24 protein-coding genes and 1 tRNA gene are annotated in these 24,942 nt (G+C 62.1%); 9 read left to right on the forward strand and 16 right to left on the reverse strand.

Features of this window, described 5'->3' with window-relative positions; genetic code table 11:
• The first annotated feature begins 57 nt into the window (after positions 1 to 57).
• From P3T21_RS15175 to P3T21_RS15185, 3 genes are all read left to right on the forward strand, one after another.
• The gene (locus P3T21_RS15175) at positions 58 to 369 is read left to right on the forward strand and encodes a hypothetical protein (protein ID WP_429256747.1); all 312 of its coding nucleotides are present in this window, start codon (positions 58 to 60) and stop codon (positions 367 to 369) included.
• A gap of 645 nt (positions 370 to 1,014) precedes the next feature.
• Positions 1,015 to 1,323 (forward strand): DUF2288 domain-containing protein, encoded by a 309-nt coding sequence (locus tag P3T21_RS15180; RefSeq protein ID WP_429256748.1) that lies wholly within the window; start codon positions 1,015 to 1,017, stop codon positions 1,321 to 1,323.
• A gap of 137 nt (positions 1,324 to 1,460) precedes the next feature.
• On the forward strand, positions 1,461 to 2,759 hold the full coding sequence (locus P3T21_RS15185) for an MATE family efflux transporter (protein ID WP_429256939.1): 1,299 nt from the start codon (positions 1,461 to 1,463) through the stop codon (positions 2,757 to 2,759).
• Positions 2,760 to 2,793: 34 nt separating this feature from the next.
• Here the strand turns inward: P3T21_RS15185 and P3T21_RS15190 are convergent, their stop codons facing one another.
• The gene (locus P3T21_RS15190) at positions 2,794 to 2,979 is read right to left on the reverse strand and encodes a hypothetical protein (RefSeq protein ID WP_429256749.1); all 186 of its coding nucleotides are present in this window, start codon (positions 2,977 to 2,979) and stop codon (positions 2,794 to 2,796) included.
• A gap of 170 nt (positions 2,980 to 3,149) precedes the next feature.
• Between P3T21_RS15190 and P3T21_RS15195 the strand changes: the two genes are divergently transcribed.
• Complete coding sequence (locus P3T21_RS15195) at positions 3,150 to 3,344, forward strand: hypothetical protein (RefSeq protein ID WP_429256750.1); 195 nt, start codon at positions 3,150 to 3,152, stop codon at positions 3,342 to 3,344.
• Positions 3,345 to 3,566: 222 nt separating this feature from the next.
• Here the strand turns inward: P3T21_RS15195 and P3T21_RS15200 are convergent.
• Positions 3,567 to 3,643 (reverse strand) — tRNA-Pro (locus tag P3T21_RS15200).
• 165 nt (positions 3,644 to 3,808) lie between these two features.
• Here P3T21_RS15200 and sixA point away from each other — a divergent pair.
• From sixA to P3T21_RS15215, 3 genes are all read left to right on the forward strand, one after another.
• Positions 3,809 to 4,267: a phosphohistidine phosphatase SixA gene (gene sixA / locus P3T21_RS15205; protein ID WP_429256751.1), complete on the forward strand. Its 459-nt coding sequence runs from the start codon at positions 3,809 to 3,811 to the stop codon at positions 4,265 to 4,267.
• Between the two features lie 130 nt (positions 4,268 to 4,397).
• Positions 4,398 to 5,216 (forward strand): GNAT family N-acetyltransferase, encoded by an 819-nt coding sequence (locus tag P3T21_RS15210; protein WP_429256752.1) that lies wholly within the window; start codon positions 4,398 to 4,400, stop codon positions 5,214 to 5,216.
• A 96-nt stretch (positions 5,217 to 5,312) separates the two neighbouring features.
• Positions 5,313 to 6,676 (forward strand): IS3 family transposase gene (locus P3T21_RS15215; protein WP_429256753.1). Its coding sequence is split into 2 segments (ribosomal slippage): positions 5,313 to 5,784 and positions 5,784 to 6,676, totalling 1,365 coding nucleotides; the frame shifts between segments, so codons are not numbered across the junction.
• 107 nt (positions 6,677 to 6,783) lie between these two features.
• On the opposite strand, the gene ppx is transcribed toward P3T21_RS15215, so the two are convergent.
• Positions 6,784 to 8,364, reverse strand: coding sequence for an exopolyphosphatase (gene ppx / locus P3T21_RS15220; protein ID WP_429256754.1), 1,581 nt, complete (start codon positions 8,362 to 8,364; stop codon positions 6,784 to 6,786).
• Between the two features lie 202 nt (positions 8,365 to 8,566).
• On the opposite strand from ppx, the gene ppk1 reads away from it, so the two are divergent.
• Positions 8,567 to 10,630 (forward strand): polyphosphate kinase 1, encoded by a 2,064-nt coding sequence (gene ppk1 / locus P3T21_RS15225; protein WP_429256755.1) that lies wholly within the window; start codon positions 8,567 to 8,569, stop codon positions 10,628 to 10,630.
• Between the two features lie 60 nt (positions 10,631 to 10,690).
• Here the strand turns inward: ppk1 and phoR are convergent, their stop codons facing one another.
• From phoR to P3T21_RS15280, 11 genes are all read right to left on the reverse strand, one after another.
• The gene (phoR, locus tag P3T21_RS15230; protein WP_429256756.1) at positions 10,691 to 12,004 is read right to left on the reverse strand and encodes a phosphate regulon sensor histidine kinase PhoR; all 1,314 of its coding nucleotides are present in this window, start codon (positions 12,002 to 12,004) and stop codon (positions 10,691 to 10,693) included.
• A gap of 96 nt (positions 12,005 to 12,100) precedes the next feature.
• The gene (gene phoB / locus P3T21_RS15235; RefSeq protein ID WP_028199153.1) at positions 12,101 to 12,802 is read right to left on the reverse strand and encodes a phosphate regulon transcriptional regulator PhoB; all 702 of its coding nucleotides are present in this window, start codon (positions 12,800 to 12,802) and stop codon (positions 12,101 to 12,103) included.
• A 27-nt stretch (positions 12,803 to 12,829) separates the two neighbouring features.
• Positions 12,830 to 13,534 carry a phosphate signaling complex protein PhoU gene (gene phoU, locus P3T21_RS15240; RefSeq protein WP_429256757.1) on the reverse strand — a complete coding sequence of 235 codons (705 nt, stop codon included), beginning with the start codon at positions 13,532 to 13,534 and terminating at the stop codon, positions 12,830 to 12,832.
• A 74-nt stretch (positions 13,535 to 13,608) separates the two neighbouring features.
• A complete protein-coding gene (gene pstB, locus P3T21_RS15245) occupies positions 13,609 to 14,457 on the reverse strand; it encodes a phosphate ABC transporter ATP-binding protein PstB (RefSeq protein WP_429256758.1) in 849 nt (282 codons plus the stop codon).
• A gap of 22 nt (positions 14,458 to 14,479) precedes the next feature.
• Positions 14,480 to 15,376, reverse strand: coding sequence for a phosphate ABC transporter permease PstA (pstA, locus tag P3T21_RS15250; RefSeq protein ID WP_429256759.1), 897 nt, complete (start codon positions 15,374 to 15,376; stop codon positions 14,480 to 14,482).
• Positions 15,373 to 16,389 (reverse strand): phosphate ABC transporter permease PstC, encoded by a 1,017-nt coding sequence (pstC, locus tag P3T21_RS15255; protein WP_429256760.1) that lies wholly within the window; start codon positions 16,387 to 16,389, stop codon positions 15,373 to 15,375. The genes pstA and pstC overlap by 4 nt, the downstream gene beginning before the upstream one ends.
• A 117-nt stretch (positions 16,390 to 16,506) precedes the next feature.
• Positions 16,507 to 17,538, reverse strand: coding sequence for a phosphate ABC transporter substrate-binding protein PstS (gene pstS / locus P3T21_RS15260; protein ID WP_429256761.1), 1,032 nt, complete (start codon positions 17,536 to 17,538; stop codon positions 16,507 to 16,509).
• Between the two features lie 315 nt (positions 17,539 to 17,853).
• Positions 17,854 to 19,212 (reverse strand): phosphoglucosamine mutase, encoded by a 1,359-nt coding sequence (gene glmM, locus P3T21_RS15265; RefSeq protein WP_429256762.1) that lies wholly within the window; start codon positions 19,210 to 19,212, stop codon positions 17,854 to 17,856.
• A gap of 60 nt (positions 19,213 to 19,272) precedes the next feature.
• Positions 19,273 to 20,139: a dihydropteroate synthase gene (gene folP / locus P3T21_RS15270; protein WP_429256763.1), complete on the reverse strand. Its 867-nt coding sequence runs from the start codon at positions 20,137 to 20,139 to the stop codon at positions 19,273 to 19,275.
• Positions 20,140 to 20,245: 106 nt separating this feature from the next.
• Complete coding sequence (gene ftsH / locus P3T21_RS15275; protein WP_429256764.1) at positions 20,246 to 22,129, reverse strand: ATP-dependent zinc metalloprotease FtsH; 1,884 nt, start codon at positions 22,127 to 22,129, stop codon at positions 20,246 to 20,248.
• A 190-nt stretch (positions 22,130 to 22,319) separates the two neighbouring features.
• Entirely contained in the window at positions 22,320 to 22,982 is a 663-nt protein-coding gene (locus P3T21_RS15280) for an RlmE family RNA methyltransferase (RefSeq protein ID WP_429256765.1), read from the reverse strand.
• A 187-nt stretch (positions 22,983 to 23,169) separates the two neighbouring features.
• On the opposite strand from P3T21_RS15280, the gene P3T21_RS15285 reads away from it, so the two are divergent.
• Positions 23,170 to 23,697 carry a YhbY family RNA-binding protein gene (locus P3T21_RS15285; protein WP_429256766.1) on the forward strand — a complete coding sequence of 176 codons (528 nt, stop codon included), beginning with the start codon at positions 23,170 to 23,172 and terminating at the stop codon, positions 23,695 to 23,697.
• Between the two features lie 184 nt (positions 23,698 to 23,881).
• On the opposite strand, the gene P3T21_RS15290 is transcribed toward P3T21_RS15285, so the two are convergent.
• Positions 23,882 to 24,394 (reverse strand): DUF4149 domain-containing protein, encoded by a 513-nt coding sequence (locus tag P3T21_RS15290; RefSeq protein ID WP_429256940.1) that lies wholly within the window; start codon positions 24,392 to 24,394, stop codon positions 23,882 to 23,884.
• Between the two features lie 22 nt (positions 24,395 to 24,416).
• A complete protein-coding gene (gene greA, locus P3T21_RS15295) occupies positions 24,417 to 24,893 on the reverse strand; it encodes a transcription elongation factor GreA (RefSeq protein ID WP_429256767.1) in 477 nt (158 codons plus the stop codon).
• Positions 24,894 to 24,942: the final 49 nt, after the last annotated feature.

Here is a 24,942-nt window from a genome sequence, read left to right on the forward strand (position 1 = left end):
ATCCATTCTTCTCAAGGGGCGCGGCAACCGGCTGCGTCCGCTAAAAGGAAATCTGCGATGAAAAGCGCACTCGCCATGGCGGCCGGACTGGCCGTCCTGACACTCGCAGGCCTCGCGGGCTGCTCGAGCACATCGAAGCTCACTTATCTGCCGAGCGGCGAGACGGGTTTCGCGATCAACTGCAGCGGCAGCGACGCCAGCGAAAGCTGGGGCGAATGCTACAAGCAGGCCGGCGAAGCATGCGGCGCATATGGATACGACGTGATCTCGAAGGATGTCGACACCGGCGCGACATCGGGCGGATCGATCGGTGGAATTCTCGGCGCGAACGTGAAGAACCGATCGATGGTGATCCACTGCAAGCAGTGACGCTTAGGTCGGATCGTTGTCTGATGCGCAATAAAAAAGAGCCCGGCACGAGGCCGGGCTAACGGGGGTTCGGCGCATATCGGCAAAGGACCGGTTCACCATGCGCCGAAACGAAATCTAGCAACGCGCCTATAGCCACGCAATCGATTAATTGTGCAAATAATGTTACTCGGCGCACGGAGTGCCCCTCAACCAAACTGCGCCTCGTCCATTTAGCAAACCGAAGTATCCGGAATGCTGCGACGCAGCGGAGCATTTCGCTTCTTTTTTCGCCCTCTCCATCTCCCCTGAGAGCCGCGCCAGACCTGCTTCTACGCCTGACGGAACAGGTCTTTCAGCGGGCTGCGAAAGCGTCTCTCACAAGCAGCGTGGCTGCATTTTTTTTGCGATAACCTGCACGCTTGAACCTTGGTGCGCAAGCGCACTCTTCTATCGATTTAATGGCTAAATGCAATCGCGTCCGCTGCCGGTTTCGGGTATTGCGCTTTGATCAGATTAAATGCCGATGTCTTAGCGATTGTTTAAATCACGGCTAAAATGGCGACGCTAATTTCCTTGCGGAATCCCCTCGCGACGGTCCTCGCGGAAGCGACGCCGCGTCGATGGTTTATAGTGACGACCGCCTGTCCAGTTCCCCGATATCCCATGACTTCCCCTGACGCAACCCACAGCCCGCTTTACCTTAAGCTCCTCGCTGAAACCGCGAAGATCGGCTGGTCCGAACTCGAACGCTTCTTCGCGCGCGGCATATTGTTGCGCGTCGTCCGTGACCTCGACCTCGTAAGTGTCGCCGAAGCCATCGCCAGCGACGATACCGCGCAGGTGGCCCAATGGCTTTCAGCGGGCCTCGTCGAACGGGTGCAGGCGGAGACAGCGGCCGACTTCGCGGCACGCGACCCGGACCTGTGGGCAGTCGTCGTATCGCCGTGGGTCTGCGTGCAGGAACGCGGTTGAGCGGCGCGAACGGGGCGCCGGACGGCTCGCCGGCTGATACATCGAGCCGTGCGCCAGAACGCCCCGAATCCGGCACGGGAACCCGCGCCGAAGCGGTCGAACCCGTCGTCGGCGTTCCGGCTCGCTGGCACCGCCGCGTGCTCACCCTCGCCTTTCCGATCGTCATTGCGAATCTGACGCAGCCGATTCTCGGCGCGGTCGACACCGCCGTCGCCGGTCATCTGGACAGCGCGTCGTATCTCGGCGGCGTCGCGCTTGGCGGCCTGTTTTTCAGCTTCGTGTTCTGGGGCTTCGGCTTCCTGCGAATGGGGACGACCGGGCTCGTCGCGCAGTCGTTCGGTGCAAACGATGCAGCCGGCCTGCGGATGAACGTTCTGCGCGCGCTGCTGCTCGCGTTCGTGATCGGCGCGGTAGTGCTTGCGCTGCAGGCGCCGCTAATCGGCTATGCATTGCGCGCGATCGGCGGCAGTGAAGCGGTTCAACTGCACGCACGCGTGTATTGCCACGCGCGCATCTGGGCCGCGCCACTCGCCCTCGCCAACTACGTCGTGCTCGGCTGGCTACTCGGCACCCAGCGCGTGCGCCTTGCGCTCGTGACGCAGGTCTTCATCAACGCGGTCAACATCGTCGCGGTGCTCCTCTTCGTGTACGTGTTCGACTGGGGCATAGCCGGCATCGGCGCAGCGACGGCCACGGCCGACGCGCTCGGCTTCGTACTCGGCGCTTCGATCCTTTGGTACTTGAGGCCGCGTGGACTGCCCACGCCCGATCGCGCGTCGCTCGTCGATGCCACGGCGCTCAGGCGGCTCGTCGCGATCAACCGCGACATCTTCGTGCGCACACTGTGTCTGCTCGGCGCGTTCGGCTGGTTCGCCCATCTCGGCGCGCGGCAAGGCGACGCGACGCTCGCAGCCAACGCACTGCTGCTCAATTTCCAGACGTTCATGGCCTACGGCCTCGACGGCTTCGCGCACGCGGCCGAAGCGCTCGTCGGCGCGGCGATCGGCGCGCGCGACCGCAATGCGTTCCGTCAGGCCGTCAAGGTGACGATGCTGTGGTCGGCGCTCGGCGCGCTCGGGTTTTCGGTCGCGTACTGGACGGGCGGCGCGTGGATCGTCGAACGACTGACCGATCAGGCCGCCGTGCGCGCTGCGGCGGAAACATACCTTCCATGGGCCGCGTTATCGCCTGTGATTTCAGTGTGGGGTTTTCTGCTCGACGGCGTCTTCATCGGCGCGACGCGCACGCACGACCTGATGAAAGCAATGGCGGCATCGCTGACGGTATTCGTCGCTGCCTCGTGGGCGCTGATGGGACCGTATGGCAACCACGGGCTGTGGCTCGCGCTGCTCATCTTCATGTTCGCGCGCGGCGCGACGTTGATGCGCTATCTGCCGCGCACGGCGGCGAGCGTCGCGCCCGCCGGCGTCGTGTGACGCAACGGGCGGGCGGCCCCGACACGGACCGTACTTACTTCGGCGCGGCCGGTGCAGCGGGAGCGGTCGGTGTATCGAGCATCGACGGCGGACGGTCGTCGGTCGGCACGCCGTGATAATCCTGCGGATCTTTTGGTGGTGTCTTGTGATGGGCGCTGGGGTTGTCGGCACAGCCCGTCAGGGCGGTCAGCAGCAGGGCAATCAGAATGGCGCGATTCATAGACTCTCGAAAGCGGGGATAAACGTGAGACGCGCCCGGTGGGGCACGCCCGCCAGTCTACCTGCAAGGCGTTTTCGCTGACGGCAGGTGTGCAGCGCACAATGACTTCCCTGCTTCGCGATGTCTGACCTACTATGTACGCATGACTGTAATCGTCCAGGGAGGGTGCCATGGATGCTGAATCAATCGCGGGGCTGATCGGCCTCGGCATCGGTCTGCTCGTGCTGGTCGCGCTATCGGTCTTCGAATCGCGAACGTACCGACGCGAACACGGCGGCGAAGGCATGCTGCATCACTGGCTCGCCGGACATCACGTGTTCGACGCCGGGCATCACATGTTCGACCGTCTGCGTCACAGACGCTGAGCCCCAGTCCTCGCGCGGGAGCGCGTCTCCCGCGCGCATCGTTTTCTTTCATACGGATCGCGACGCAGATGCCTGCGATGTGCAGGCCTGTACGCCTGTACGCTGATCCACGAAATTTCTTCGCGCCGGAAAAACAAAAACCCGCGTCGCCTTCCGGCTTCGCGGGTTTTTGCTTACTGCGTTTCTGGCTGCTTCTATCTGTTTCCGCTTACTGCTCATTCGTGGTCGGAGCGATAGGATTCGAACCTACGACCCTCTGATCCCAAATCAGATGCGCTACCAGGCTGCGCTACGCTCCGACGAATCCGAGATTCTATCTGGGTGCTGACGTCCGCGTCAATCTTTAATCGGGCCGGGCACAAGAAAGGTTCGCCTTGCCCGTTCCCGCGCGGGCATGCGACAGTGCCAGCAGGCACAAAACGCATCGCTTCGCATGCGCACCACCGAATCACAAGGAGACGACGATGAACCTCATCCTCTGGCGTCACGCTGAAGCCGAAGACGTCGCATCGAGCGATCTCGCGCGGCAGCTCACCGTCCGTGGCCGCAAGCAGGCGCAGGGCGTGGCGAAATGGCTGCGCGCGCGGCTCGACGACGACGCCGTCATTCTCGTCAGCCCCGCCGTGCGCACCGTGCAGACCGTCGAGCCCTTGACCGACCAGTATCGCGTCGTACGGGAACTCGCGCCGGGCGCACGCGCCACCGACGTGCTCGCCGCCGCCGGCTGGCCCGACGGCATCGCGCCGACGGTCGTCATCGTCGGTCATCAGCCCACGCTCGGCCAGGTCGCGGCGCTGCTGCTGTCCGGCAATGCGACGAGCTGGCCGATCAAAAAGGCCGGCCTCTGGTGGCTCACCAACCGCGAGCGCGCCGGCGACGAACAGGTCATCCTGCGTGCGGTGATGAGCCCGGATCTCGTCTGATCCCTATATTCTTCCGGCGCGGTCCTTACGACGCGTCATGGAATCGTCATCGCATTGCCATGCGAGCGTCACCTGGCGTTACTACATTGGCGGAAAAACGGACTCCTCCCTTTTTCACCAGGAACGCCCCATGCGAGAACTGCCGACGCCTACCCTGCCCTTCGCTTCGATCCTGTCCGAACCGCGCCGCCGTCTGCCGCGCGCCGAAGAAACGGTCACCGCGCAGCACCGGCTCCGCGTCACCTGGGCCCGAACCGACGAAGAGCTGCGCGAGGCGCAGCGTCTGCGCTACCGTGTCTTCGCCGACGAAATGGGCGCGCGCCTGACCGGCCCCGCAGGACTCGATGTCGATTCGTTCGATTCGTATTGCGACCATCTGCTGGTGCGCGATCTCGATACGCTGAAAGTGGTCGGCACCTATCGCGTGCTGCCGCCGCACCAGGCGGCGCGCATTGGCCGTCTGTATGCGGAAAGCGAGTTCGACGTGTCGCGCCTCACGCATCTGCGCTCGAAGATGGTCGAGGTCGGCCGCTCGTGCGTGCATCCGGATTACCGCAGCGGCTCGGTGATCATGTCGCTGTGGGCCGGCCTTGCTTCGTACATGATGCAGAACGACTACGAGACGATGCTCGGCTGCGCAAGCGTCTCGATGGCCGACGGCGGACACTACGCGTCGAACCTGTACGTCTCGCTGCGCGACAGCGCGCTGACGGCGCCCGAATATCGCGCGTTCCCGCACACCCCGCTGCCGGTCGACGAACTGCAGACGGGCGTCGACGTCGCGCCGCCGCCGCTCGTCAAAGGCTATCTGCGTCTCGGCGCGAAAATCTGCGGCGCACCGGCATGGGATCCGGACTTCAACACGGCTGACTTTCTGACGCTCTTCCGTCTGTCGGAAATCAACGCGCGCTACGCGAAGCATTTCCTCGGCGATTCGTTGTCGCGCTGATCGCCAGATCGACGCACGGCAGGCGAAAAACCCCGCCTGAAATGATGAACTGCACCCCAAAAGTTGGACACCGATCCAACCTTTGGGGTGTTTTTCATGACGAAGTACGACGAGCAGTTCCGGCAACAACTGGTGGATGAATATCTGGCCGGCGGCATAGGCCTGGAAGGGCTGGCGGCACGACACGGCGTGGATTATTCGATGCTGCGTGGATGGATTGCGCGTTACGAGAACCACGGTAGCGCGGGGCTGCGCAAGAAATTCACGCGCTACGATGCACGGTTCAAGCTGGAGGTGTTACAGCGCATGTGGCGCGATGACCTGTCGTGTCGACAGGTGACGGCGCTGTTCGATATTCGCGACCCGGCCAGCGTGGCGCGATGGGCACGTCTGTATGATGAGGGCGGTATAGACGCTCTGACGTCCCGTTCACGAAGACGCCTCCGGAAGATGACTGCCCCACAGCCAGAAAAACCCACGGAAAAGACTGCGCCGGATGCGCGCACGCGCGAAGACCTGCTCAAGGAGATCGAGTATCTGCGCGCGGAGGTGGCGTACCTAAAAAAGTTCGATGCGCTGCTCGAGGCAAAGAAGCGGGCGGCGCTCAAGAAAAAACACAGATAGTGCGCGAACTCAGGCAACACCATCCGGTAGCGGCACTGCTGACGGCCGCCGTTCTGGCACGCAGCACGTTTTACTACCAGCTCAAGTTGCTGGAGGTGGGCGAGCGGCATGTTGAGCTCAAGGAGCAGATCCGCGCGGTGTTCGAGCGGCACAAGGGCCGCTATGGCTACCGGCGCATTACCGCGACGCTGCGGCACGCTGGCCAGATCATCAATCACAAGACGGTGCAACGGCTGATGGGGCAAATGCAGCTGAAGTCACTGGTACGGCCAAAGAAGTACCGCTCATACCGGGGCGCAGTGGGACGCGTGGCGCCCAACCTGCTCAGGCGGCAGTTCGATGCGCAGCGGCCCAACCAGAAGTGGGTCACCGATGTCACGGAGTTCAATGTCAACGGGCAGAAGCTGTATCTGTCGCCGGTCATGGACCTGTATAACGGCGAGATCGTGGCGTTCCAGATGGACCGCCGGCCGTGCTTCGAGCTGGTTAGCGGCATGATGAAGAAGGCGATCAGCCGGCTGGGTGGCAGCGACAGGCCATTGCTGCATTCGGATCAGGGCTGGCAGTACCAGATGCCGGCTTACCGACAACTGCTGGCCGGCTATGGCTTGCAGCAGAGTATGTCGCGCAAGGGGAACTGTCTGGACAACGCGGCCATGGAGAGCTTCTTCGGTACACTGAAGTCCGAGTTCTTCCGGCTCAACCGCTTCGCCAATATCGAGCAGTTGCAGGCCGGACTGCGCCACTACATCCACTACTACAATCACGAGCGCATCCGGCTCAAACTAAACGGGCTGAGTCCTGTGCAATTCAGGACCCAGCCCGTGGCCGCGTAGCTTTTAACTGTCCAACTTTGAGGGGTCAGTTCAGATCGATGAAGATCAGCCGGGGTTTTTCACATCGAAACAGCGCGGCGTGAAGCGCGAGCCGTGAACTGGCCGGCTCAATCGTCCGTATAAACGACGCGATACGGAATGCCGACCTTCTCCCACTCCGCGGCTTCCTGGATCAGGCTGTAGTCGGTCAGCGGATTCTTCGCGACCCATTCATTGGGCAGACGCACCTCGTAGCCGCCGTTCGCCTGCGCGACCAGAATGCCGGGCAAACCGACGTCGGCGCGTCGACGGCATAGCAGCGACGCAAGCCGCAGACAGAACAGCAACGGCCATTCCACTTCACGCGTCTGCGACAGCTTGCCGAGCTTGCCCGCGTGACCGAGCACGAGTGCAGCCAGCCGCGCCTGATCGGTACGCGAAAAGCCCGGCATATCGGCGTTGCTCGCGATGTAGGCAGAATGCTTGTGATACGCGCTGTGCGAAATCGACAGGCCGATCTCATGGAGCGACGCGGCCCAGCCGAGAAACATGCGGTTCTCCGCACGACGCTCATCGTCGGCTTCTTCAAACTGGTCATAGAAGCGCACGGCAAGCTCACCGATACGCCCCGCCTGCGCACGATCGACGCCATAGCGCCGCATGAAGCCCTCGGCGGTCACCGTACGCATGTCCTCGTGCTGCGACCGCCCCAGCAGGTCGTACAGCACGCCAAGACGCAACGCGCCATCGGTGGTATCGACATAATCGATGCCGAGTTCATCGAACACGGCGAGCATGATCGACAGGCCACCCGCCAGTACCGGAACGCGGTCGCTCTTGAGCGCGACGAGCTTCAGCCTGTTGACGTTCTCCGCCTTGATCAACGCACGTTTCAGCCTCTCCAGACCGCCGCGCGAAATGCCATGCGTGACGCCGGGATCGTTGAAGCCGTTCGCCTCGACGAGTTCAGCCAGCGCGCGCGCCGTGCCCGACGAACCGATCGCCTGATCCCAGCCCGTCTGCTTGTAGTCGCTGGAAATGATCTGGATTTCGCGCGTCGCGGCGAGTTCGGCCTGACGCATCGTGTATTCGTCGACGTTGCCGGCCGGAAAGAACGTGCGGCTGTGGCTCACGCAACCGATGTACAGGCTTTCCATGCGGATCGGCGTGTAGTGCGAGCCGATGATGAATTCTGTCGAGCCGCCGCCGATGTCCACGACCAGCCGCTGGCCGGCGCTCGCAGGCACGGAGTGTGCTGCGCCTGCGTAGATGAGACGCGCTTCTTCACGGCCAGCAATGACTTCGATCGGAAACCCGAGCGCCGCTTCGGCTTCGCCGAGGAATTCGCCCGCGTTCTTCGCGATGCGCAATGTGTTCGTCGCGACGGCGCGCACATGATCAGGATGGAAATCGCGCAGACGTTCGCCGAAACGCTTCAGCGCGTCCCAGCCACGCACCTGCGATGCGCGATCGAGCATCTTGTCGCGCGACAGACCGGCGGCAAGCCGCACGGGTTCACGCAGGGCGTCGACCTGATAGATCTGGCTGCCTGCTTCGGTTTCTTCGACGCGGCCCACGATCAGCCGGAAGCTGTTCGAGCCCATGTCCACGGCGGCGAGGAGTTGCGGGGTATTGACCATCGATTGAGCGGACTCCATGCGCGCAAGCGCGGCGGCCTTGCTGGCCGCGGCGCTGTTCAAAGACGCCATTTTAAGCGTACTGGTCCTCACGGTGTCACCCTCGCGGTTGTGGGTGCGCTATGGTCCCATATACACTGGGTCGAATTAACGACAGATACCCGATACGGCGTAGAATTTGTGACATTCGTGAATGTCATAAGAACGTCATCATACTGTGCGAATTTCCGAGCGTCCTTTCGAGTCATCCACCGACAATCCCTTCTCGCTGCCGATGTCCATCCGCTACCCTCTTCTGAATCGCGAACTGGGCATTCTAGGTTTCAACGAGCGAGTTCTGGCGCAAGCCGCGGACCCCGCCGTGCCGCTGCTGGAACGCCTGCGCTTCATCTGTATCACCAGTAGCAACCTCGACGAATTCTTCGAGGTCCGAATGGCCGGTCTGCATGAGCAGATGCGCGACAACCCGGGCGCGCTTTCGCCCGATGGCATGTCGCTGCAGCACGTGTACGACCTCGTCGTCGAACGCGCGCAGAAGCTCGTGCATCGTCAGTACACGATGCTGCATGACACCGTGCTGACCGCGCTCGAGGAAGAAGGCATCTATTTTCACGGCACCGAAGTGTGGAACGAAGCGCAGACCGAATGGGCGCGCAACTACTTCTTCGATGAACTGCTGCCTGTGTTGACGCCGATCGGACTCGATCCGGCGCATCCGTTTCCGCGCGTCCTGAACAAGAGCCTGAACTTCGTCGTCGAACTGGAAGGCAAGGATGCGTTCGGCCGCCAGGCGATGATGGGCATCGTGCAGGCACCGCGCGCGCTGCCGCGCCTCGTGCGCATGCCGCAGGAACTGTCGGGCTATCCGCACGGCTTCGTGCTGCTGAGTTCGCTGCTGCAGCGCTTCGTGGGCGAACTGTTTCCGAACCTCGTCGTGCGCAGCTGCAACCAGTTTCGCATCACGCGTAACAGCGAACTGTTCGTCGACGAAGACGAAATCACCAATCTGCGTGTCGCGCTGCAGGGCGAACTGCCCGCGCGACATCTGGGCAATGCGGTGCGCCTCGAAGTGTCGGCGGAAACGCCGGCGCATCTCGCGCGCCGGTTGCTCGACGAAAGCGGCCTCTCCGAGAAGGACTGCTACTACGTCGACGGCCCGGTCAATCTCGTGCGGCTGATGCAGTTGCCCGAGATGGTCGACCGGCCCGATCTCAAGTTCGTACCGCACATTCCCGCGATTCCGAAGCAGGTCGCCAACAGCGCGAGCCTGTTCGATGTGATCGATCAGGGCGACGTGCTGCTGCATCATCCATACGAAAGCTTCCAGCCCGTGCTCGAACTGCTGTTGCAGGCCGCGAAGGATCCGAACGTCGTCGCGATCAAGCAGACGATCTATCGCACCGGCACCGATTCGCCGCTGATGGACGCGCTGATGCAGGCCGCGCGCAACGGCAAGGAAGTGACGGTGGTGGTCGAACTGCTCGCGCGCTTCGACGAAGAGACCAACATCAACTGGGCGTCCCAGCTCGAGGCGATTGGCGCGCACGTCGTGTATGGCGTCGTGGGCCACAAGTGTCACGCGAAGATGATGCTGATCGTGCGGCGCGTGTCGGTGAACGGTAAATCGATGCTCAAGCGCTACGCTCACCTTGGCACGGGCAACTACCACCCGCGCACGGCGCGCCTTTATACCGACTTCGGCCTGATGACCGCCGACCAGAAAATCTGCGAAGACGTGCATCACGTGTTCCAGCAACTGACGGGCATTGGTGGCGAACTGACACTGCACGAGCTGTGGCAGTCGCCTTTCACGCTGCATCCGAAGCTCGTCGAAGCGATTCGTGCTGAAGCCGATCATGCGCGCGCGGGACGCAAGGCGCGCATCGTCGCGAAGATGAATGCACTGCTTGAGCCGACCGTTATCACCGAGCTATACGAAGCGTCGCAGGCGGGCGTGAAGATCGATCTGATCGTGCGTGGCGTGTGTTCCTTGCAGCCGGGCGTGCCGGGCCTGTCGGAGAACATCACGGTGCGTTCAATCGTCGGACGTTTTCTCGAACATCACCGCATCTATTATTTCTACGCGAATGGTGAGGAACAGGTCTATCTGTCGAGCGCCGACTGGATGGACCGCAATTTCTTCCGCCGTGTCGAAGTGGCGTTTCCGGTCAATAACCGCCGGTTGAAGCGGCGTGTGATTGCCGAGGGCCTATCGGCGTTTCTCGGCGACAACCAGACCGCGTGGCTCATGCAGAGCGATGGGCATTATCGTCGGCGTCGGCCGGGGAAATCGTCGCGCAATGCGCAGATGAGTTTGCTGGCGCGGTTCTGTCCCTGATGCCGGCGGTACAGACGGCGACATCAATCATCGTGTCGCCGTCCTGATCACACTGGCGGCTCAAGCCGGTGCCGGTTGCCGCCTTGCAGTACGCGAAGCCGGGAACCGCACAGTGAACGTACTGCCGCGCCCCACTTCGCTTTTCACTTCCAGTTGCGCATCGTGCCGTTGCAACACGTGCTTGACGATTGCGAGCCCCAGACCTGTCCCGCCCGTGTCGCGCGAGCGGCTACGGTCCACGCGATAGAACCGCTCCGTCAAACGCGGAATATCGGCGGCCGGAATACCAAGGCCGCTATCGGTTACCGAAAACAGCGCACTGCCGCCGTTCGCATGCCAGTCGACGTGAATCTTGCCGCCGTCGGGCGTGTAGCGGATTGCGTTCGTCACCAGATTGCCAAGCGCGCTCAGTATCTCCGTTTCGACACCCGTCACCGTCAGACCTTCATCGATATCGAACGTGAAGGCATGCCGCTCGCCTGACAGATTTTCCGCGTCGTCCTTAAGATGGCGCATCACCGCGCGCATATCGACCATCTGTTCGCTCGGCGGCTTGTTGTCGCCTTCGAGCGTCGCCAGCACCAGCAGGTCGCTCACGATATGCCGCATGCGCCCCGCCTGCTGCTCCATCAGTTCGAGATATCGCGAGCGCTCCGCTTCAGAGAGCGGCAATTCGCGCATCGTCTCGAGAAAACCTGACAGCACCGTGAGCGGCGTCTTCAGTTCGTGCGAGACGTTGGCCACGAAATCGCGTCGCATTGCGTCAGTGCGTTCGAGTTCGGTGATGTCCTGCGACAGCACGAGCTTGCGATTTTCGCCGTAAGGAAACACCTGCACCGAGAGCACGTTCTGCCGTTTTTCGCCCATGCCGCGCATGATCAGCATCTCGTCATAGAGATGCGAGTTCAGGTATTTGACGAAGTCCGGCTGACGGACAAGATGGGTGATGTGCTGACGCAGATCGCGCTTCGCGTCGAGCCCGAAATGCACTTCGGAGATCGCATTGCACCACTCGATCTGATCGTGGTCGTCGAGCATCGCGACGCCGTTCGGCGACGCCTGAATGGCCTGAATGAAACGCGAGTGCTGCTGCTCGACCTGGCGCACCTGTGCGTGCCAGCGCTTCGCGAGCTTGTGCAACCGATAGTAGATTTCACCCCAGACGCCCGGTGCGCTCGGCACCTCGCCATAGACAGGCGCGTCGAGCAGACGCCACAGACGCTGCTTGTGGAACGTGCTGAAGCAGGTCTGCGCGGCCAGCACGACGATCGCGAGGATGAGGGCAGCCTTGACGTTCACAAGTATGCCGACGCCCGCACACGCGATCGCGAGCAGCACGAGCGACACGATGGACCGCGCCCAGATGACGTTCATGTTCTATCGGTCGAAGAGGGATTCATGCGCGCCGCGACGGGACGGGACCATCGCCACGCTGCGGTCATTGCCGTTGTTGCACCATGCGCGCAAACGTCAGGCGCTTTTCGCGAGCCGGTAACCGCTGCCACGCACCGTTTCAATCATAGCATCGCACCCTGCCGGCTTTAGAGCGGCACGCAGACGCTTGATGTGGACATCGACCGTACGCTCTTCGACAAACACGTGATCGCCCCACACCTGATCGAGCAGTTGCGTGCGGCTATGCACGCGCTCCGGATGCGTCATGAAGAAATGCAGCAGACGGAACTCGGTCGGACCGAGATCGAGCTTGATCTCGCTGCCTTCCGCGTGCGCGGCCACACGATGCGTCGCCGGATCGAGTTTCAGGCCGTTGATCGCGACGAGGTCTTCGGTCAACTGCGGCGCGCGACGGCGCAACACCGCCTTGATCCGCGCCATCAGTTCTTTCGGCGAGAACGGCTTCGTCACGTAATCGTCGGCGCCGATTTCGAGGCCGAGCACCTTGTCCTGCTCGTCGCCACGCGCAGTCAACATGATGATCGGGATGTGCTTCGTGCGCTCGTTGTTGCGCAGGTCGCGGGCAAAGGCGATGCCCGACTTGCCCGGCAACATCCAGTCGAGCAGAACGAGATCGGGCAGCACGTCACTGATCAGGTTCTGCGCCTGCTCAGCGTTGTACGCGCGAATCGGACAATGTCCCGCATGCTGAAGATTGACCGAAATCAGCTCGGAAATAGCGGGCTCGTCCTCAATGACAAGAATGCTGCTGGGCATCGGCACCTCTGTATCCTTGTGACGGGGTTAACTAAGTGCTTCGCGTTCGAGCGCGTCGCGCGACTTGTGCCGAACGTCCGTGCCCTTCACGATGTAAATGATGAATTCGGCGATGTTCTTCGCGTGGTCGCCGATCCGCTCGATGGCCTTCGCGATGAACAGAAAATCGAGGCCGACCGAAATCGAGCGCGGATCTTCCGTCATGTACGAAATCAGCTTGCGCACGAACGCGCGGAATTCCTCGTCGATCGCCTTGTCGTCGCGCACGATCTGCGCGGCGGCCACCGTGTCGAGACGCGCGAACGCATCGAGCGCGCGGCGCAAGATCGTGACGGCCATCTCGCCTGACAGCTTGATCTCGGCGATATTGATCGTGCGCGATGCGCCGTCTTCCATCAGGCGCTTCGTACGCTTTGCGATCTTTTCGGCTTCGTCGCCGGCGCGTTCGAGATTCGTGATCGTCTTCGAAATCGCGATCAACAGACGCAGGTCACGCGCAGCCGGCTGACGGCGCGCGATGATATTGCTGCATTCTTCGTCGATATCGACTTCCATCTGGTTCAGACGGTCTTCGGCGGCGATCACCTGTTCGGCGATGTCGAGGTCGAAGTTGTTCAGCGCTTCCATCGCCTTGACGATCTGCGACTCAACGAGGCCGCCCATTTCGAGGACCTTCGATGAAACAAGATTCAGGTCGGCGTCGAACTGGCTGGAGAGGTGTTTGTCGGTCATGTCTTGCTCCTGGTGCTCTCTGCGTTGCTCTTTTGTGCTTCGCTTGTAGGTGAGCGTTGGCCTCGCGCGGCCGATCAGCCGAAGCGACCGGTAATGTAGTCTTCCGTTTCCTTGCGGACCGGCTTGATGAAGATCTTTTCCGTGTCGCCGAATTCGATCAGTTCGCCAAGGTACATATAGGCAGTGTAGTCCGAACAACGCGCAGCCTGTTGCATGTTGTGCGTGACGATCACCACCGTGTAGTCGCTCTTCAATTCGGCGATCAGCTCTTCGATCCGGCCCGTCGAAATCGGGTCGAGCGCCGAGCACGGTTCGTCGAGCAGCAGCACTTCCGGGCGGATCGCAATACCGCGCGCGATACACAGACGCTGCTGCTGGCCGCCGGACAGGCCGTAGCCGCTCTGGCCCAGCTTGTCCTTCACCTCATTCCACAGCGCGGCTTTCGTCAACGCCCACTCGACGCGGTCGTCCATTTCGGAGCGCGCCAGCGTTTCGAACATCTTCACGCCGAACGCGATGTTGTCGTAGATCGACATCGGGAACGGCGTCGGCTTCTGGAACACCATGCCGATACGTGCGCGCAGCAGCGAAATATCGCGCTTCGACGTCAGCAGGTTTTCGCCGTCCATCAGAATTTCGCCTTCGGCGCGCTGCTCCGGATACAGGGCATACATCCTGTTGAACGTGCGCAGCAGCGTGGACTTGCCGCAACCCGACGGGCCGATGAACGCGGTCACCTTGCCTTCGGGAATACGCAGGTTGATGTTCTTCAGCGCGTGATATTTGCCGTAGAAGAAGTTGAGGTCGTTGACCTCGATCTTCGGCGCCGACGGCGCGAGCGCGCTGTCGCCCTGGGCGGGATCGAAACCGGCGGGCGCCGCAGGACGCGCGGCCGTGTTGAGGTGACTTTCTGCCATATTCATCGGATGACTCCGCCGTAACTCATTACTTGTTCGAGAAGATCGTGCGCGCGAGGATGTTCAGACCGAGCACCCCGAGCGTGATCAGGAACACGCCCGCCCACGCGAGCGATTGCCATTGCGAAAACGGACTCATCGCGAACTTGAAGATCGTGACGGGCAGGTTGGCGACCGGCTGGTTCATGTTCCACGTAAAGAACTGGTTCGACAGCGCGGTGAACAGCAACGGCGCCGTTTCGCCGGCAATCCGCGCGACGCCGAGCAGCACGCCCGTCACGATGCCCGCAATCGACGCCTTCAGCGTGATCGACATCACCATCTTCCACTTCGGCGTACCGAGTGCAAAAGCGGCTTCACGCAGCGCGTTCGGCACCAGCTTCAGCATGTTTTCGGTCGTGCGGATCACGATTGGAATCTGCAGCAGCGCGAGACCGATCACACCCGCCCAGCCGCTGAAGTGACCCATCTTCGCGACAACCAGCGCGTAGACGAACAGACCCACAACGATCGACGGCGCCGACAGCAGGATGTCGTTGATAAAGCGTGTGATGCTGGCGAGCCAGCCCTTCTGGCCGTATTCCGCGAGATAGACGCCGGCGAGAATGCCGATCGGCGTGCCGATAAACGTCGCGAGCAGCACCAGCATCAGGCTGCCGACGATCGCGTTCGCGAGACCGCCGCCATCGGTGTTCGGCGGCGGCGTCGACTGCGTAAACAGCTCGACTGAAAGACCACCGACGCCCAGATGCAGCGTCGTGTACAGAATCCAGATCAGCCACAGCAGGCCGAAGGCCATCGCAGCCAGCGAAAGCGTCAGCGCGACCGCATTGGTCGCGCGGCGGCGCCGCTGCAGACGGTTGCGCATCGCTTCGAGCACAGCACTGTCGGTCGAACCGGGCATGTTCATGAGAGGCTGGCTCACTTTGCGCCCTCCGCTTTTTCGAGGCGAAGCAGCATCAGCTTCGAGATCGCGAGCACGATGAACGTGATCACGAACAGAATGAGGCCGAGTTCCATCAACGCCGCCGTGTGCAGGCCCGGACTCGCTTCCGCAAACTCGTTGGCGAGCGCCGACGTGATGCTGTTCCCGGGCGAAAAGAGCGAGACGTTGTCGAGCAGATTGGTGTTGCCGATCACGAACGTGACAGCCATCGTTTCGCCGAGCGCGCGGCCGAGGCCGAGCATCACGCCGCCGATCACACCACTCTTCGTGAACGGCAGCACGATCTTCCACATCACTTCCCACGTCGTGCAGCCGATACCGTATGCGGATTCTTTCAGCAGCACGGGCGTGACTTCGAATACGTCGCGCATCACCGAAGCGATGTACGGGATGATCATGATCGCGAGAATCACGCCGGCGCACAGGATGCCGATGCCGATCGGCGGCCCGCTGAAGAGCGCACCGACATACGGCACGCCGCTCAGCAGATGACCAAGCGGCTTCTCGAAATATTGCGCGAAGATCGGTGAGAAAACGAGCAGACCCCACATGCCGTACACGATCGACGGAATCGCAGCGAGCAGTTCGATCGCGACGCCGAGCGGCCGGCGCAGCCACGTGGGCGAGAGTTCAGTCAGGAACAGTGCGATGCCGAAGCTCACAGGCACCGCGATGATCAGGGCGATGATCGACGTGGCGATCGTGCCGTAAATGGGGACGAGCGCGCCGAACTTTTCGCTGGGTGGATCCCACTCGGAGGTCCAGAGAAAGCTCACGCCGAACTTCTGGATCGTGGGCATCGAGGCCACGATCAGCGACACGATAATGCCACCGAGCAGCAATAAGGTAACGATCGCGGCCGCACGCGTGAGGCCGCCAAAAATGACATCGCCGACGCGACTGGGCGCTTTCTGCTGCCCTGCGCTGCCAGGCGGGTTCGAACGGGGCGGGCTGGCCGGTGCCGCGCCAGGTGCGATAGGAAGGTCGGACATGTCAGCCTTGAGAGCCTGTGATTCCTGAAGCTGCACGGCACGATGCCGCGACAGCTGGTACTGCAAACCGCCCGGCCTCACGCGAGGCCGGGCGGCAACATCGTCAGACGATACAGCTTACTCCGCGAGCGACTTGCCCGAAGCGTCCTTGACCTTCGACTTCCACTGCGTGCGGATTTCCGACACAACCGATTCCGGCAACGTAATGTAGTCCAGATCGTTCGCAGCCTGCGAGCCGTTCTTGAACGCCCAGTCGAAGAACTTCAGCGTCTCGGTGCCTTGCGGCGCCTTTTCCTGCGTCGTATGCACCAGCACGAACGTTGCGCCGACGATCGGCCATGCGTTCTTGCCCGGCTCGTTCGTCAGGATCTGGTAGAACGACTTCGACCAGTCTGCGCCAGCGGCTGCGGCCTTGAAGGTTTCCGTTTGCGGCTCGACGATCGTGCCAGCCGAGTTCTTCAGGGCGACATACGTCATGTGGTTTTGCTTGGCGTACGCCCATTCCACGTAGCCGATTGCGCCCGGCAGACGTTGCACGAAGGCTGCGACGCCATCGTTACCCTTGCCACCCGTGCCCGTCGGCCAGTTGACCGTCGAACCTTCGCCGACCTTCGCCTTCCAGTCTGCGTTGACCTTCGACAGGTAGTTCGTCCAGATGAAGCTCGTGCCCGAACCGTCCGCGCGGCGAACCACGGCGATGTCGGTATCCGGCAGCTTTGCCTTCGGGTTCAGCGCGACGATGGCCGGATCGTTCCACTTCTTGATCTTGCCAAGGTAGATGTCGCCGAGCACTTCGCCCGACAGCGTCAATTCAGACGGCTTCACGCCCGGCACGTTGATGACCGGCACCACGCCGCCCACCACCGTCGGAAACTGGAACAGGCCTTCCTTCGCGAGGTCTTCGTCCTTCAGCGGCGCGTCCGAACCGGCGAAATCGACCGTCTTCGCGACGATCTGCTTCACGCCGCCCGACGAACCGATACCTTGATAGTTGACCTTGCCGCCGCCCGTCTTCGCGTAGGCGTCAGCCCACTTCGTGTAGATCGGTGCTGCGAAGGTGCTGCCCGCGCCGGTGATGTCTGTGGCGTGCGCTGCGATCGCGAAAAGTGCGCCAGCCATGCCAGCAAACGCGGTTTGCATCAATTTCATGAGACCTCCAGTGGTGTGAGCGGATTACACGACACCGCGAAGAATAGGGTCTCTTTGTGACAGTAACGTGACTGATCGTGAAACTCGTGTGACAGTCTCATTACTGCGATGAAAGGTGTAAGGCCGGCGCGGCTGTCGGCCGTTTTCGGCTTCTCGGGACCGCCGAAAATTTTGGGGAGGGAACGTACGCCGGAAACAGGGACGGTTCGCGTTTCGCGTCTCTTGCGGACGGATTCGATGCGCGGGGAAACGACATGGTTTGCCGTTCCCCGCTTTTGTGGTGCCAGCCCGAACACGTCGGGCCGATGGTTCAGATCAGGTTGTCGCCTGTCTCACGACTTCTGCGATGGCTTCGGCATGCTGGACCGCGTCCTGCTGCCGGGCCGCCTCGACCATCACACGTAGTACCGGCTCGGTGCCGGACGCACGGATCAGCACGCGGCCGGTGCCGTCCAGCGCGCCTTCCGCTTCCTGGATGGCGCGCTGGATCGCCTCGTTGCCCTTCCAGTCGGCGCCGGGCTTCATCCGCACATTGATCAGTTTCTGGGGGAACAGCTTCACGCCGTCGAGCAACTCGGCGAGCGTCTTGTCGCTGCGCTTCATCGCCGCCAGCACGAGCAGCGCGGACACGATGCCGTCGCCCGTCGAATGGCGATCCAGCGACAGGATGTGCCCCGACCCTTCCGCGCCAAGCTGCCAGCCGTGCTCGCGCAACTGCTCCAGCACATAACGGTCGCCCACCGCCGCGCGGACAAACCTGACGCCCGTCTTTTTCAAGGCAACCTCGATCGCGAGGTTGGTCATCAGCGTGCCGACCGCGCCTTCGACCTTGCCGTCGGTTGCGATCCGGTCCTGCACCAGCACGTAGAGCAGTTCGTCGCCGTTGTAGAGCCGACCCGCCGCATCGACCACCTGCAGACGGTCAGCGTCGCCGTCGAGCGCGATGCCGAGGTCGGCGCGATTCGCCCGCACGGCGCGCACCAGCGCGTCCGGTGCGGTTGCGCCGACGCCGTCGTTAATGTTGAAGCCGTTCGGCGCGACGCCGATCGGGATCACGTCGGCGCCGAGTTCATGGAACACGTGCGGCGCGACGTCATAGGCGGCGCCGTGCGCGCAGTCGATGACGAGCTTCATCCCGCGCAGGTCGTACGCCGCCGGGAACGTGCTCTTGCAGAATTCGATGTAGCGACCGGCGGCGTCATCCAGCCGGCGTGCCTTGCCGAGCTGCTCGGACGCCGCGCAGTCCATCGGCTGGTCGAGTTGCTCCTCGATCTGCGACTCGACTTCGTCCGGCAGCTTGTTGCCGTCGGCGGAGAAAAACTTGATGCCGTTGTCGTAATACGGATTGTGCGAGGCGCTGATCACGACGCCCGCAGCCAGACGCAATGCCCGCGTCAGGTAGGCGATGCCCGGCGTGGGCATCGGGCCGGCCAGCATCACGTCGACGCCAGCAGCCGAAAAACCCGCCTCGAGCGCCGCCTCGAGCATATAACCGGAAACACGCGTGTCCTTGCCGATCAGCACGGTGGGCCGGGCACCCGTTTTCGCCCAGCGGTCCGCACCCGCGAGCACTTTCCCGGCCGCATAACCGAGCCGCAATACAAAATCCGGCGTGATCGGCGCGTCGCCGACCTTACCTCGAATACCGTCAGTCCCAAAATAGCGACGTGCCATTGCCTGATGCCCTCTCTTCGTACTCTGTGTGTTGCGTGGTGAGTTGTGACGCGCGGCCAGTTAGTTGCGACGCGCGGCGTCGCGCATGGCCGACCATACTTTCAAGGCGTCGACGGTCGGAGCGACATCGTGTACCCGCACGATCGCCGCGCCCCGCTCCGCTGCGCAGACGGCCGCCGCGACGCTCGCCACGACCCGCTCACGCGTGGCGCGGCCAGTCACTGCGCCGAGCATCGACTTGCGCGACATGCCGGCCAGAATCGGGAACGGCGATTCGCTGCGCGGCGCCGTATCGCGCAGGTGCGCAAGCAGCGCGTAGTTGTGTTCCACGACTGTCTTGCCAAAGCCAAAGCCCGGATCGACGCTGATCCGCGCCTTTGCGACCCCGGCCGCCGTCAACGCACTGACTCGCTCTTCGAGAAACTCGCGCACCTCGCGGACCACGTCGTCATAAGTGGGCTCGCCCGTTTGCATCGTCTGCGGCGCACCGAGCATATGCATCACGCATAGACCGCACTGGCTGTCGCGTACGGCGTCGATAGCGCCGGGCATACGAAAGCCCCATACATCGTTGACCAGGTCCGCACCGGCCACCAATGCTTGCCGCATGACCTCAGGCTTGTACGTATCCACCGACAGCGGCACATTCGCGCCGCGCAACTGCTCGATCAAAGGAATCACGCGCTCGAGTTCCTCATCGAGCGGCACGGGCGGTGCGCCCGGGCGCGTCGATTCGCCGCCGATATCGATGATGTCCGCTCCGTCGAGCAGCATGCGCTCAGCCTGACGCAATGCGTCGGCGTGCGCGACGAAAAGTCCGCCATCGGAAAAGGAATCAGGCGTGACGTTCAGAATGCCCATGACCAGCGGGCGCTCGAAGGTCAGCGTGAACCTGCCACATTGCAGCGGCTCGGGTTCGGCATGCATCAGGAGATCGGTATTCGACACTGCGGAAACGGGTCAGGAAGGGGAAAGAAAATGCAAAACGGGCCGGTGTGGAATCACACCGGCCCGTAGCGTGTTGCGGCTCCGATCACGCCGGTGCGGTTGCGCCGGGCTTGACTTCAGTGCCCGTGCTGCCACCCGACGCATCGCCTGCCGGCGGCGTCGAGCTCTTCGGCGAGCGCGGTGGACGGCCGGCCATGATGTCGTTGATCTGATCGGCGTCGATCGTTTCCCACTCCATCAGCGCGGCGGTCATGGCTTCGACCTTGTCGCGATTCTCGCCGAGCAGACGCTTCGCAAGGGTGTACTGCTCGTCCAGCACGCGACGGATTTCGGCGTCGACCTTCTGCTGCGTCGCTTCGGAGATGGTGCGCGTGAAGCCGCGGCCAAACGGCGAAGCGTCGTTCTCGTCATCGACGTAGACCATCGGTCCAAGCGCATCCGTCATACCGAAACGCGCGACCATTGCACGGGCGGTGGCAGTTGCCTTGTTGAAGTCGTCCGATGCGCCGGTGCTGATCAGGTTCAGGAACAGCTCTTCCGCGACACGGCCACCGAACAGAATGGCCAGACGGTCGAGCAGATAGTCCTTCGAATACGTTTCGTTGTCGTGCTCCGGCAACTGCCACGTCACGCCCAGCGCCCGGCCGCGCGGGATGATCGTGACCTTGTGCACCGGATCGGCCTTCGGCAACAGCTTGGCGATCACCGCGTGACCCGACTCGTGATACGCCGTGGCGCGCTTCGATTCTTCGCGAATCACCGCCGACTTGCGCTCCGGACCCATGAAGATCTTGTCCTTCGCGTCCTCGAAGTCGGTCATTTCGACGATGCGCTTGCCTCGACGCGCAGCAAACAACGCCGCTTCGTTCACGAGGTTCGCCAGATCGGCGCCCGAGAAACCCGGCGTGCCGCGCGCGATCACCGCTGCGTCAACGTCGTTCGAGATCGGCACCTTGCGCAGGTGGACCTTCATGATGTGTTCGCGACCGCGGATGTCCGGCAGACCGACGTACACCTGACGGTCGAAACGGCCCGGACGCAGCAGCGCCTTGTCGAGCACGTCCGAACGGTTCGTCGCAGCAATGACGATCACGCCGGAATTCGCTTCGAAGCCGTCCATCTCGACGAGCATCTGGTTCAGCGTCTGTTCGCGTTCGTCGTTACCGCCGCCCATGCCGGCGCCACGATGACGGCCGACCGCGTCGATTTCGTCGATGAACACAATGCACGGCGCGTGCTTCTTCGCCTGTTCGAACATGTCACGCACGCGGGCCGCGCCCACGCCGACGAACATTTCGACGAAGTCAGAACCCGAAATGCTGAAGAACGGCACTTTCGCCTCACCGGCGATAGCGCGCGCCAGCAGCGTCTTACCCGTGCCGGGAGGGCCGACGAGCAGCACGCCGCGCGGAATGCGCCCGCCCAGCTTCTGGAACTTCTGCGGATCGCGCAGGAAGTCGACGAGTTCGGAGACTTCTTCCTTGGCTTCGTCGCAACCGGCGACGTCAGTGAAATTGATGGCGTTATTGTTCTCGTCGATCAGACGCGCGCGGGATTTGCCGAACGAGAAGGCACCGCCTTTCCCGCCCCCCTGCATCTGTCGCATCATGTAGAACCAGAAGCCGATGATGAGGATCGTGGGCCCAAGGTAATACAGCGCCGAGACGAGCGCGTTCGGTTCTTCGTCAGCCTTGCCGCTCACCTGAACGCCGTACTTCATCAGATCGCCGACCATCCAGATGTCGCCGGGCGACACGATCTGGTATTTCTGGCCGTCTGCTGGAGTGACCGTGAGGTTCCGCCCCTGGACAATGACGTTCTTGACCTTGCCGTTCTTTGCGTCGTCCATGAACTGCGAATAGGAAACGCCTTCCTGGACACGGGGCTTGTCGAACTGCTTGAACACCGTAAACAGCACCAGTGCGATAACCAGCCACACTGCTGCCTTCGAAAACATATTGTTGTTCAAAGCACCACTCCTTCACTCATAGACGGGCGCCTACATTTGCCTTGCGGCACCACTAAGGCATTCTAATCCAGTCCGCAGACCCCTGCCATAACCATTCACTACCGCACAAATAGCGCATCGCGCAAGCCGGCGGCGGGTTCCGGCCACCGGAAGATACGGCGCTCTCACGCTGCACTCCCCTTTCTGGCGGTCAGTTCGGACGCTTCAGATGCTTACCCAAAATAAACGTTTCGGATGATTTATCCCGGGACGCCTTCGGTTTGCGGGCAGCCACGGTTTTAAACTGCTGCTTGAACTTTTCAACAATCTGGCTGTAACCACTGCCGTGAAAGCATTTGACTAAAAGGGCGCCATCCGGCTTCAGATGGTTCTGGGAGAATTCCAGCGCGAGATCGCACACATGCTCGATCCGCGCGGCGTCCGCCAGCGCCACTCCCGACAGGTTGGGCGCCATATCGGAAATTACAAGGTCCACCTGGCGCGCGCCCACCATTTCCTCGAGTTGCGCGAGCACGCTGTCCTCGCGGAAATCGCCCTGAATGAAGTGGACGTCGGAGACGGGCTCCATCGGCAGCAGATCGAGCGCGATGATCGTGCCGTCGATGCCGCCCTGACGCTCCTCGTCGCGCTTCGCGCCCTTCGCAAGCTTGTTGCGCGCGTACTGGCTCCAGCTGCCCGGCGCCGAGCCCAGGTCGACAATGACCTGGCCGGGACGGATCAGCTTGTCCTGCTCATCGATTTCCTTCAGCTTGTAGGCCGCGCGGGCACGGTAACCCTCCCGCTGCGCCATTTTCACGTACGGATCGTTGATGTGATCGTGCAACCACGACGTGTTGAACTTGTTTTTTGCCATTAAACGTTGATCTCTTGCTGCGTGATGCGGTGCTTTTAGCGGATAATACGCGTTTAATTCGCGCGGCTGCCGCTCGTTGAGCAGTGTTCCGCGCTTCTATGTTGTTCTGACGACGCGTTGTCCTGCGCGAAAACCGAAGCAATCGGGAATGCGGGCGCCGTCATTTTAGTCGAGTCTCCCACTTCCCATGCCCGCCCTCAAAGTTTCCTCCGACCAACGCGCCGAACTGCGCTCCCAGGCTCACGCGCTCAAACCGGTCGTGCTCGTCGGCGCCGAAGGGCTGACCGACGCTGTGCTGACCGAGATCAAGGTTCACCTGAAGGCGCACCAGCTGATCAAGATCCGCGTGTTCGGCGACGAACGCGAGGCGCGGCTCGCGATCTACGAACAGATCTGCGACCAGCTGAACGCCGCGCCGATCCAGCATATCGGCAAGCTGCTGGTGATCTGGAAGCCCGAATCCACCCAGCCGGCCGCGAAAGCGAAGCGTGGCGCCCTGCCGAGCGCCCGCGAAGCCGCTGAAGAAGCGAAACCGGGCAAGGGCCGTGCCCCGCGCGTCGTGAAGGTGGTGAAGCCTTCTGAAATCCCGATGCGCAAGCCGAAGGCGAAGGCGGTTGTGGTGCGCGGCAACGAACGCGTGACTCAGGGCGGCAATATCAAACGCGCCAAGAAACGCCAGACCAGCGCGAAACGGCAACATCAGACGTCGAAGTAACAGTTTGTGACGGCGCGCGGAAATACGCGCGTCTCCTTTCGGCGACTTCACCGGTTGCGTGAGCGAGGCCGGTCCGCCAAGGCATTCGCCCGAGTCCCGGATTCGTACTGCACCCAACGGCTGCACCCAACGTTCCAGGTGTTCCTGCCGGGTCGAAGTCAGCGCTTGAAATCAGCGGTTGAAATCAGCCCGCAACCTTGCCTGCCCCCACATCACTGCGCCCGCCCTGCGCTGACGACACACCCGCGCCGACCGGCAACATCCAGACAAGCGCGAGGCCAAGCAGGCTTTCGACGAGATAGAACAGGCTCGACACGCCGTGCAACATGCCGAAGCGCGCTGCATACGCGGAGTGCCCGACATCCGTGCCCGCGTTCAACGCGGCCACACGCAATGCCTCCATGAACGGTTGCAGCGCGAAATATCCCACCAGCACGCAGACCAGCATCGCGGCGGTTAACCATCGCAGCCGACGGTATGCGTCGCCACCACGGCGCACCAGCACATTGCCGAGCGCGAGCAGCAACACGCCGCACACCGCGCCCAGCACCGCCTCAATGCGAAACAGCTGCGCCGCGACCGAGCCGGCCGTCGTGCGATCGAGCGATGCAAACAGCACCGGCGCGACGGCATAGCCAATCGTGAAGAGGCTGCCAACCCACGCAACGGTCAGCAACCGGAACACGCGATGAGGCATTAGCGACACGACGCGCCCTTCGTCAAACGTAGCGAACCACAATGATTTCGTACTCGCGCACGCCGCTCGGTGCCTGCACCGACGCAACGTCGCCTTCCGACTTGCCGATCAGCGCGCGCGCGATCGGCGAGCTGATCGAGATCAGGCCGTGGTCAATATCAGCCTCATCGTCGCCGACGATCTGGTAAGTGACCGTAGCGCTCGAATCCAGGTCTTCGAGCTCGACGGTTGCGCCGAACACGATGCGGCCATCCGCCTCGACGACGGCCGGATCGATGACCTGTGCGCCAGCGAGTTTCGACTCGATGTCGGCGATACGGCCTTCAATAAAGCCCTGCTTTTCTTTTGCAGCGTCGTACTCGGCGTTTTCCGACAGATCGCCTTGGGCACGCGCTTCCGCGATCGAATTAATGACCGCCGGACGTTCAACCGATTTCAGGCGCTGCAGTTCGTCGCGCAACATTTCTGCGCCGCGCTTCGTCAATGGAATAGTGCTCATAAACAACTCTAGTGGCAAAAAACGGCCGTAAAAAAATCGCCGCGGTTAA

It is taken from the genome of Paraburkholderia sp. GAS334 (assembly GCF_050436625.1).
Classification (GTDB): Bacteria; Pseudomonadota; Gammaproteobacteria; order Burkholderiales; family Burkholderiaceae; genus Paraburkholderia.

Excerpts from the sequence above, each read along its gene's own strand:
- P3T21_RS15175 (WP_429256747.1), top strand. The coding sequence starts at position 58 with ATGAAAAGCGCACTCGCCATGGCGGCCGGACTGGCCGTCCTGACACTC.
- P3T21_RS15180 (WP_429256748.1), top strand. The coding sequence starts at position 1,015 with ATGACTTCCCCTGACGCAACCCACAGCCCGCTTTACCTTAAGCTCCTC.
- P3T21_RS15190 (WP_429256749.1), bottom strand. The coding sequence starts at position 2,979 with ATGAATCGCGCCATTCTGATTGCCCTGCTGCTGACCGCCCTGACGGGC.
- P3T21_RS15195 (WP_429256750.1), top strand. The coding sequence starts at position 3,150 with ATGGATGCTGAATCAATCGCGGGGCTGATCGGCCTCGGCATCGGTCTG.
- sixA (WP_429256751.1), top strand. The coding sequence starts at position 3,809 with ATGAACCTCATCCTCTGGCGTCACGCTGAAGCCGAAGACGTCGCATCG.
- P3T21_RS15210 (WP_429256752.1), top strand. The coding sequence starts at position 4,398 with ATGCGAGAACTGCCGACGCCTACCCTGCCCTTCGCTTCGATCCTGTCC.
- ppx (WP_429256754.1), bottom strand. The coding sequence starts at position 8,364 with ATGGCGTCTTTGAACAGCGCCGCGGCCAGCAAGGCCGCCGCGCTTGCG.
- ppk1 (WP_429256755.1), top strand. The coding sequence starts at position 8,567 with ATGTCCATCCGCTACCCTCTTCTGAATCGCGAACTGGGCATTCTAGGT.
- phoR (WP_429256756.1), bottom strand. The coding sequence starts at position 12,004 with ATGAACGTCATCTGGGCGCGGTCCATCGTGTCGCTCGTGCTGCTCGCG.
- phoB (WP_028199153.1), bottom strand. The coding sequence starts at position 12,802 with ATGCCCAGCAGCATTCTTGTCATTGAGGACGAGCCCGCTATTTCCGAG.
- phoU (WP_429256757.1), bottom strand. The coding sequence starts at position 13,534 with ATGACCGACAAACACCTCTCCAGCCAGTTCGACGCCGACCTGAATCTT.
- pstB (WP_429256758.1), bottom strand. The coding sequence starts at position 14,457 with ATGAATATGGCAGAAAGTCACCTCAACACGGCCGCGCGTCCTGCGGCG.
- pstC (WP_429256760.1), bottom strand. The coding sequence starts at position 16,389 with ATGTCCGACCTTCCTATCGCACCTGGCGCGGCACCGGCCAGCCCGCCC.
- pstS (WP_429256761.1), bottom strand. The coding sequence starts at position 17,538 with ATGAAATTGATGCAAACCGCGTTTGCTGGCATGGCTGGCGCACTTTTC.
- glmM (WP_429256762.1), bottom strand. The coding sequence starts at position 19,212 with ATGGCACGTCGCTATTTTGGGACTGACGGTATTCGAGGTAAGGTCGGC.
- folP (WP_429256763.1), bottom strand. The coding sequence starts at position 20,139 with ATGCATGCCGAACCCGAGCCGCTGCAATGTGGCAGGTTCACGCTGACC.
- P3T21_RS15280 (WP_429256765.1), bottom strand. The coding sequence starts at position 22,982 with ATGGCAAAAAACAAGTTCAACACGTCGTGGTTGCACGATCACATCAAC.
- P3T21_RS15285 (WP_429256766.1), top strand. The coding sequence starts at position 23,170 with ATGCCCGCCCTCAAAGTTTCCTCCGACCAACGCGCCGAACTGCGCTCC.
- P3T21_RS15290 (WP_429256940.1), bottom strand. The coding sequence starts at position 24,394 with ATGCCTCATCGCGTGTTCCGGTTGCTGACCGTTGCGTGGGTTGGCAGC.
- greA (WP_429256767.1), bottom strand. The coding sequence starts at position 24,893 with ATGAGCACTATTCCATTGACGAAGCGCGGCGCAGAAATGTTGCGCGAC.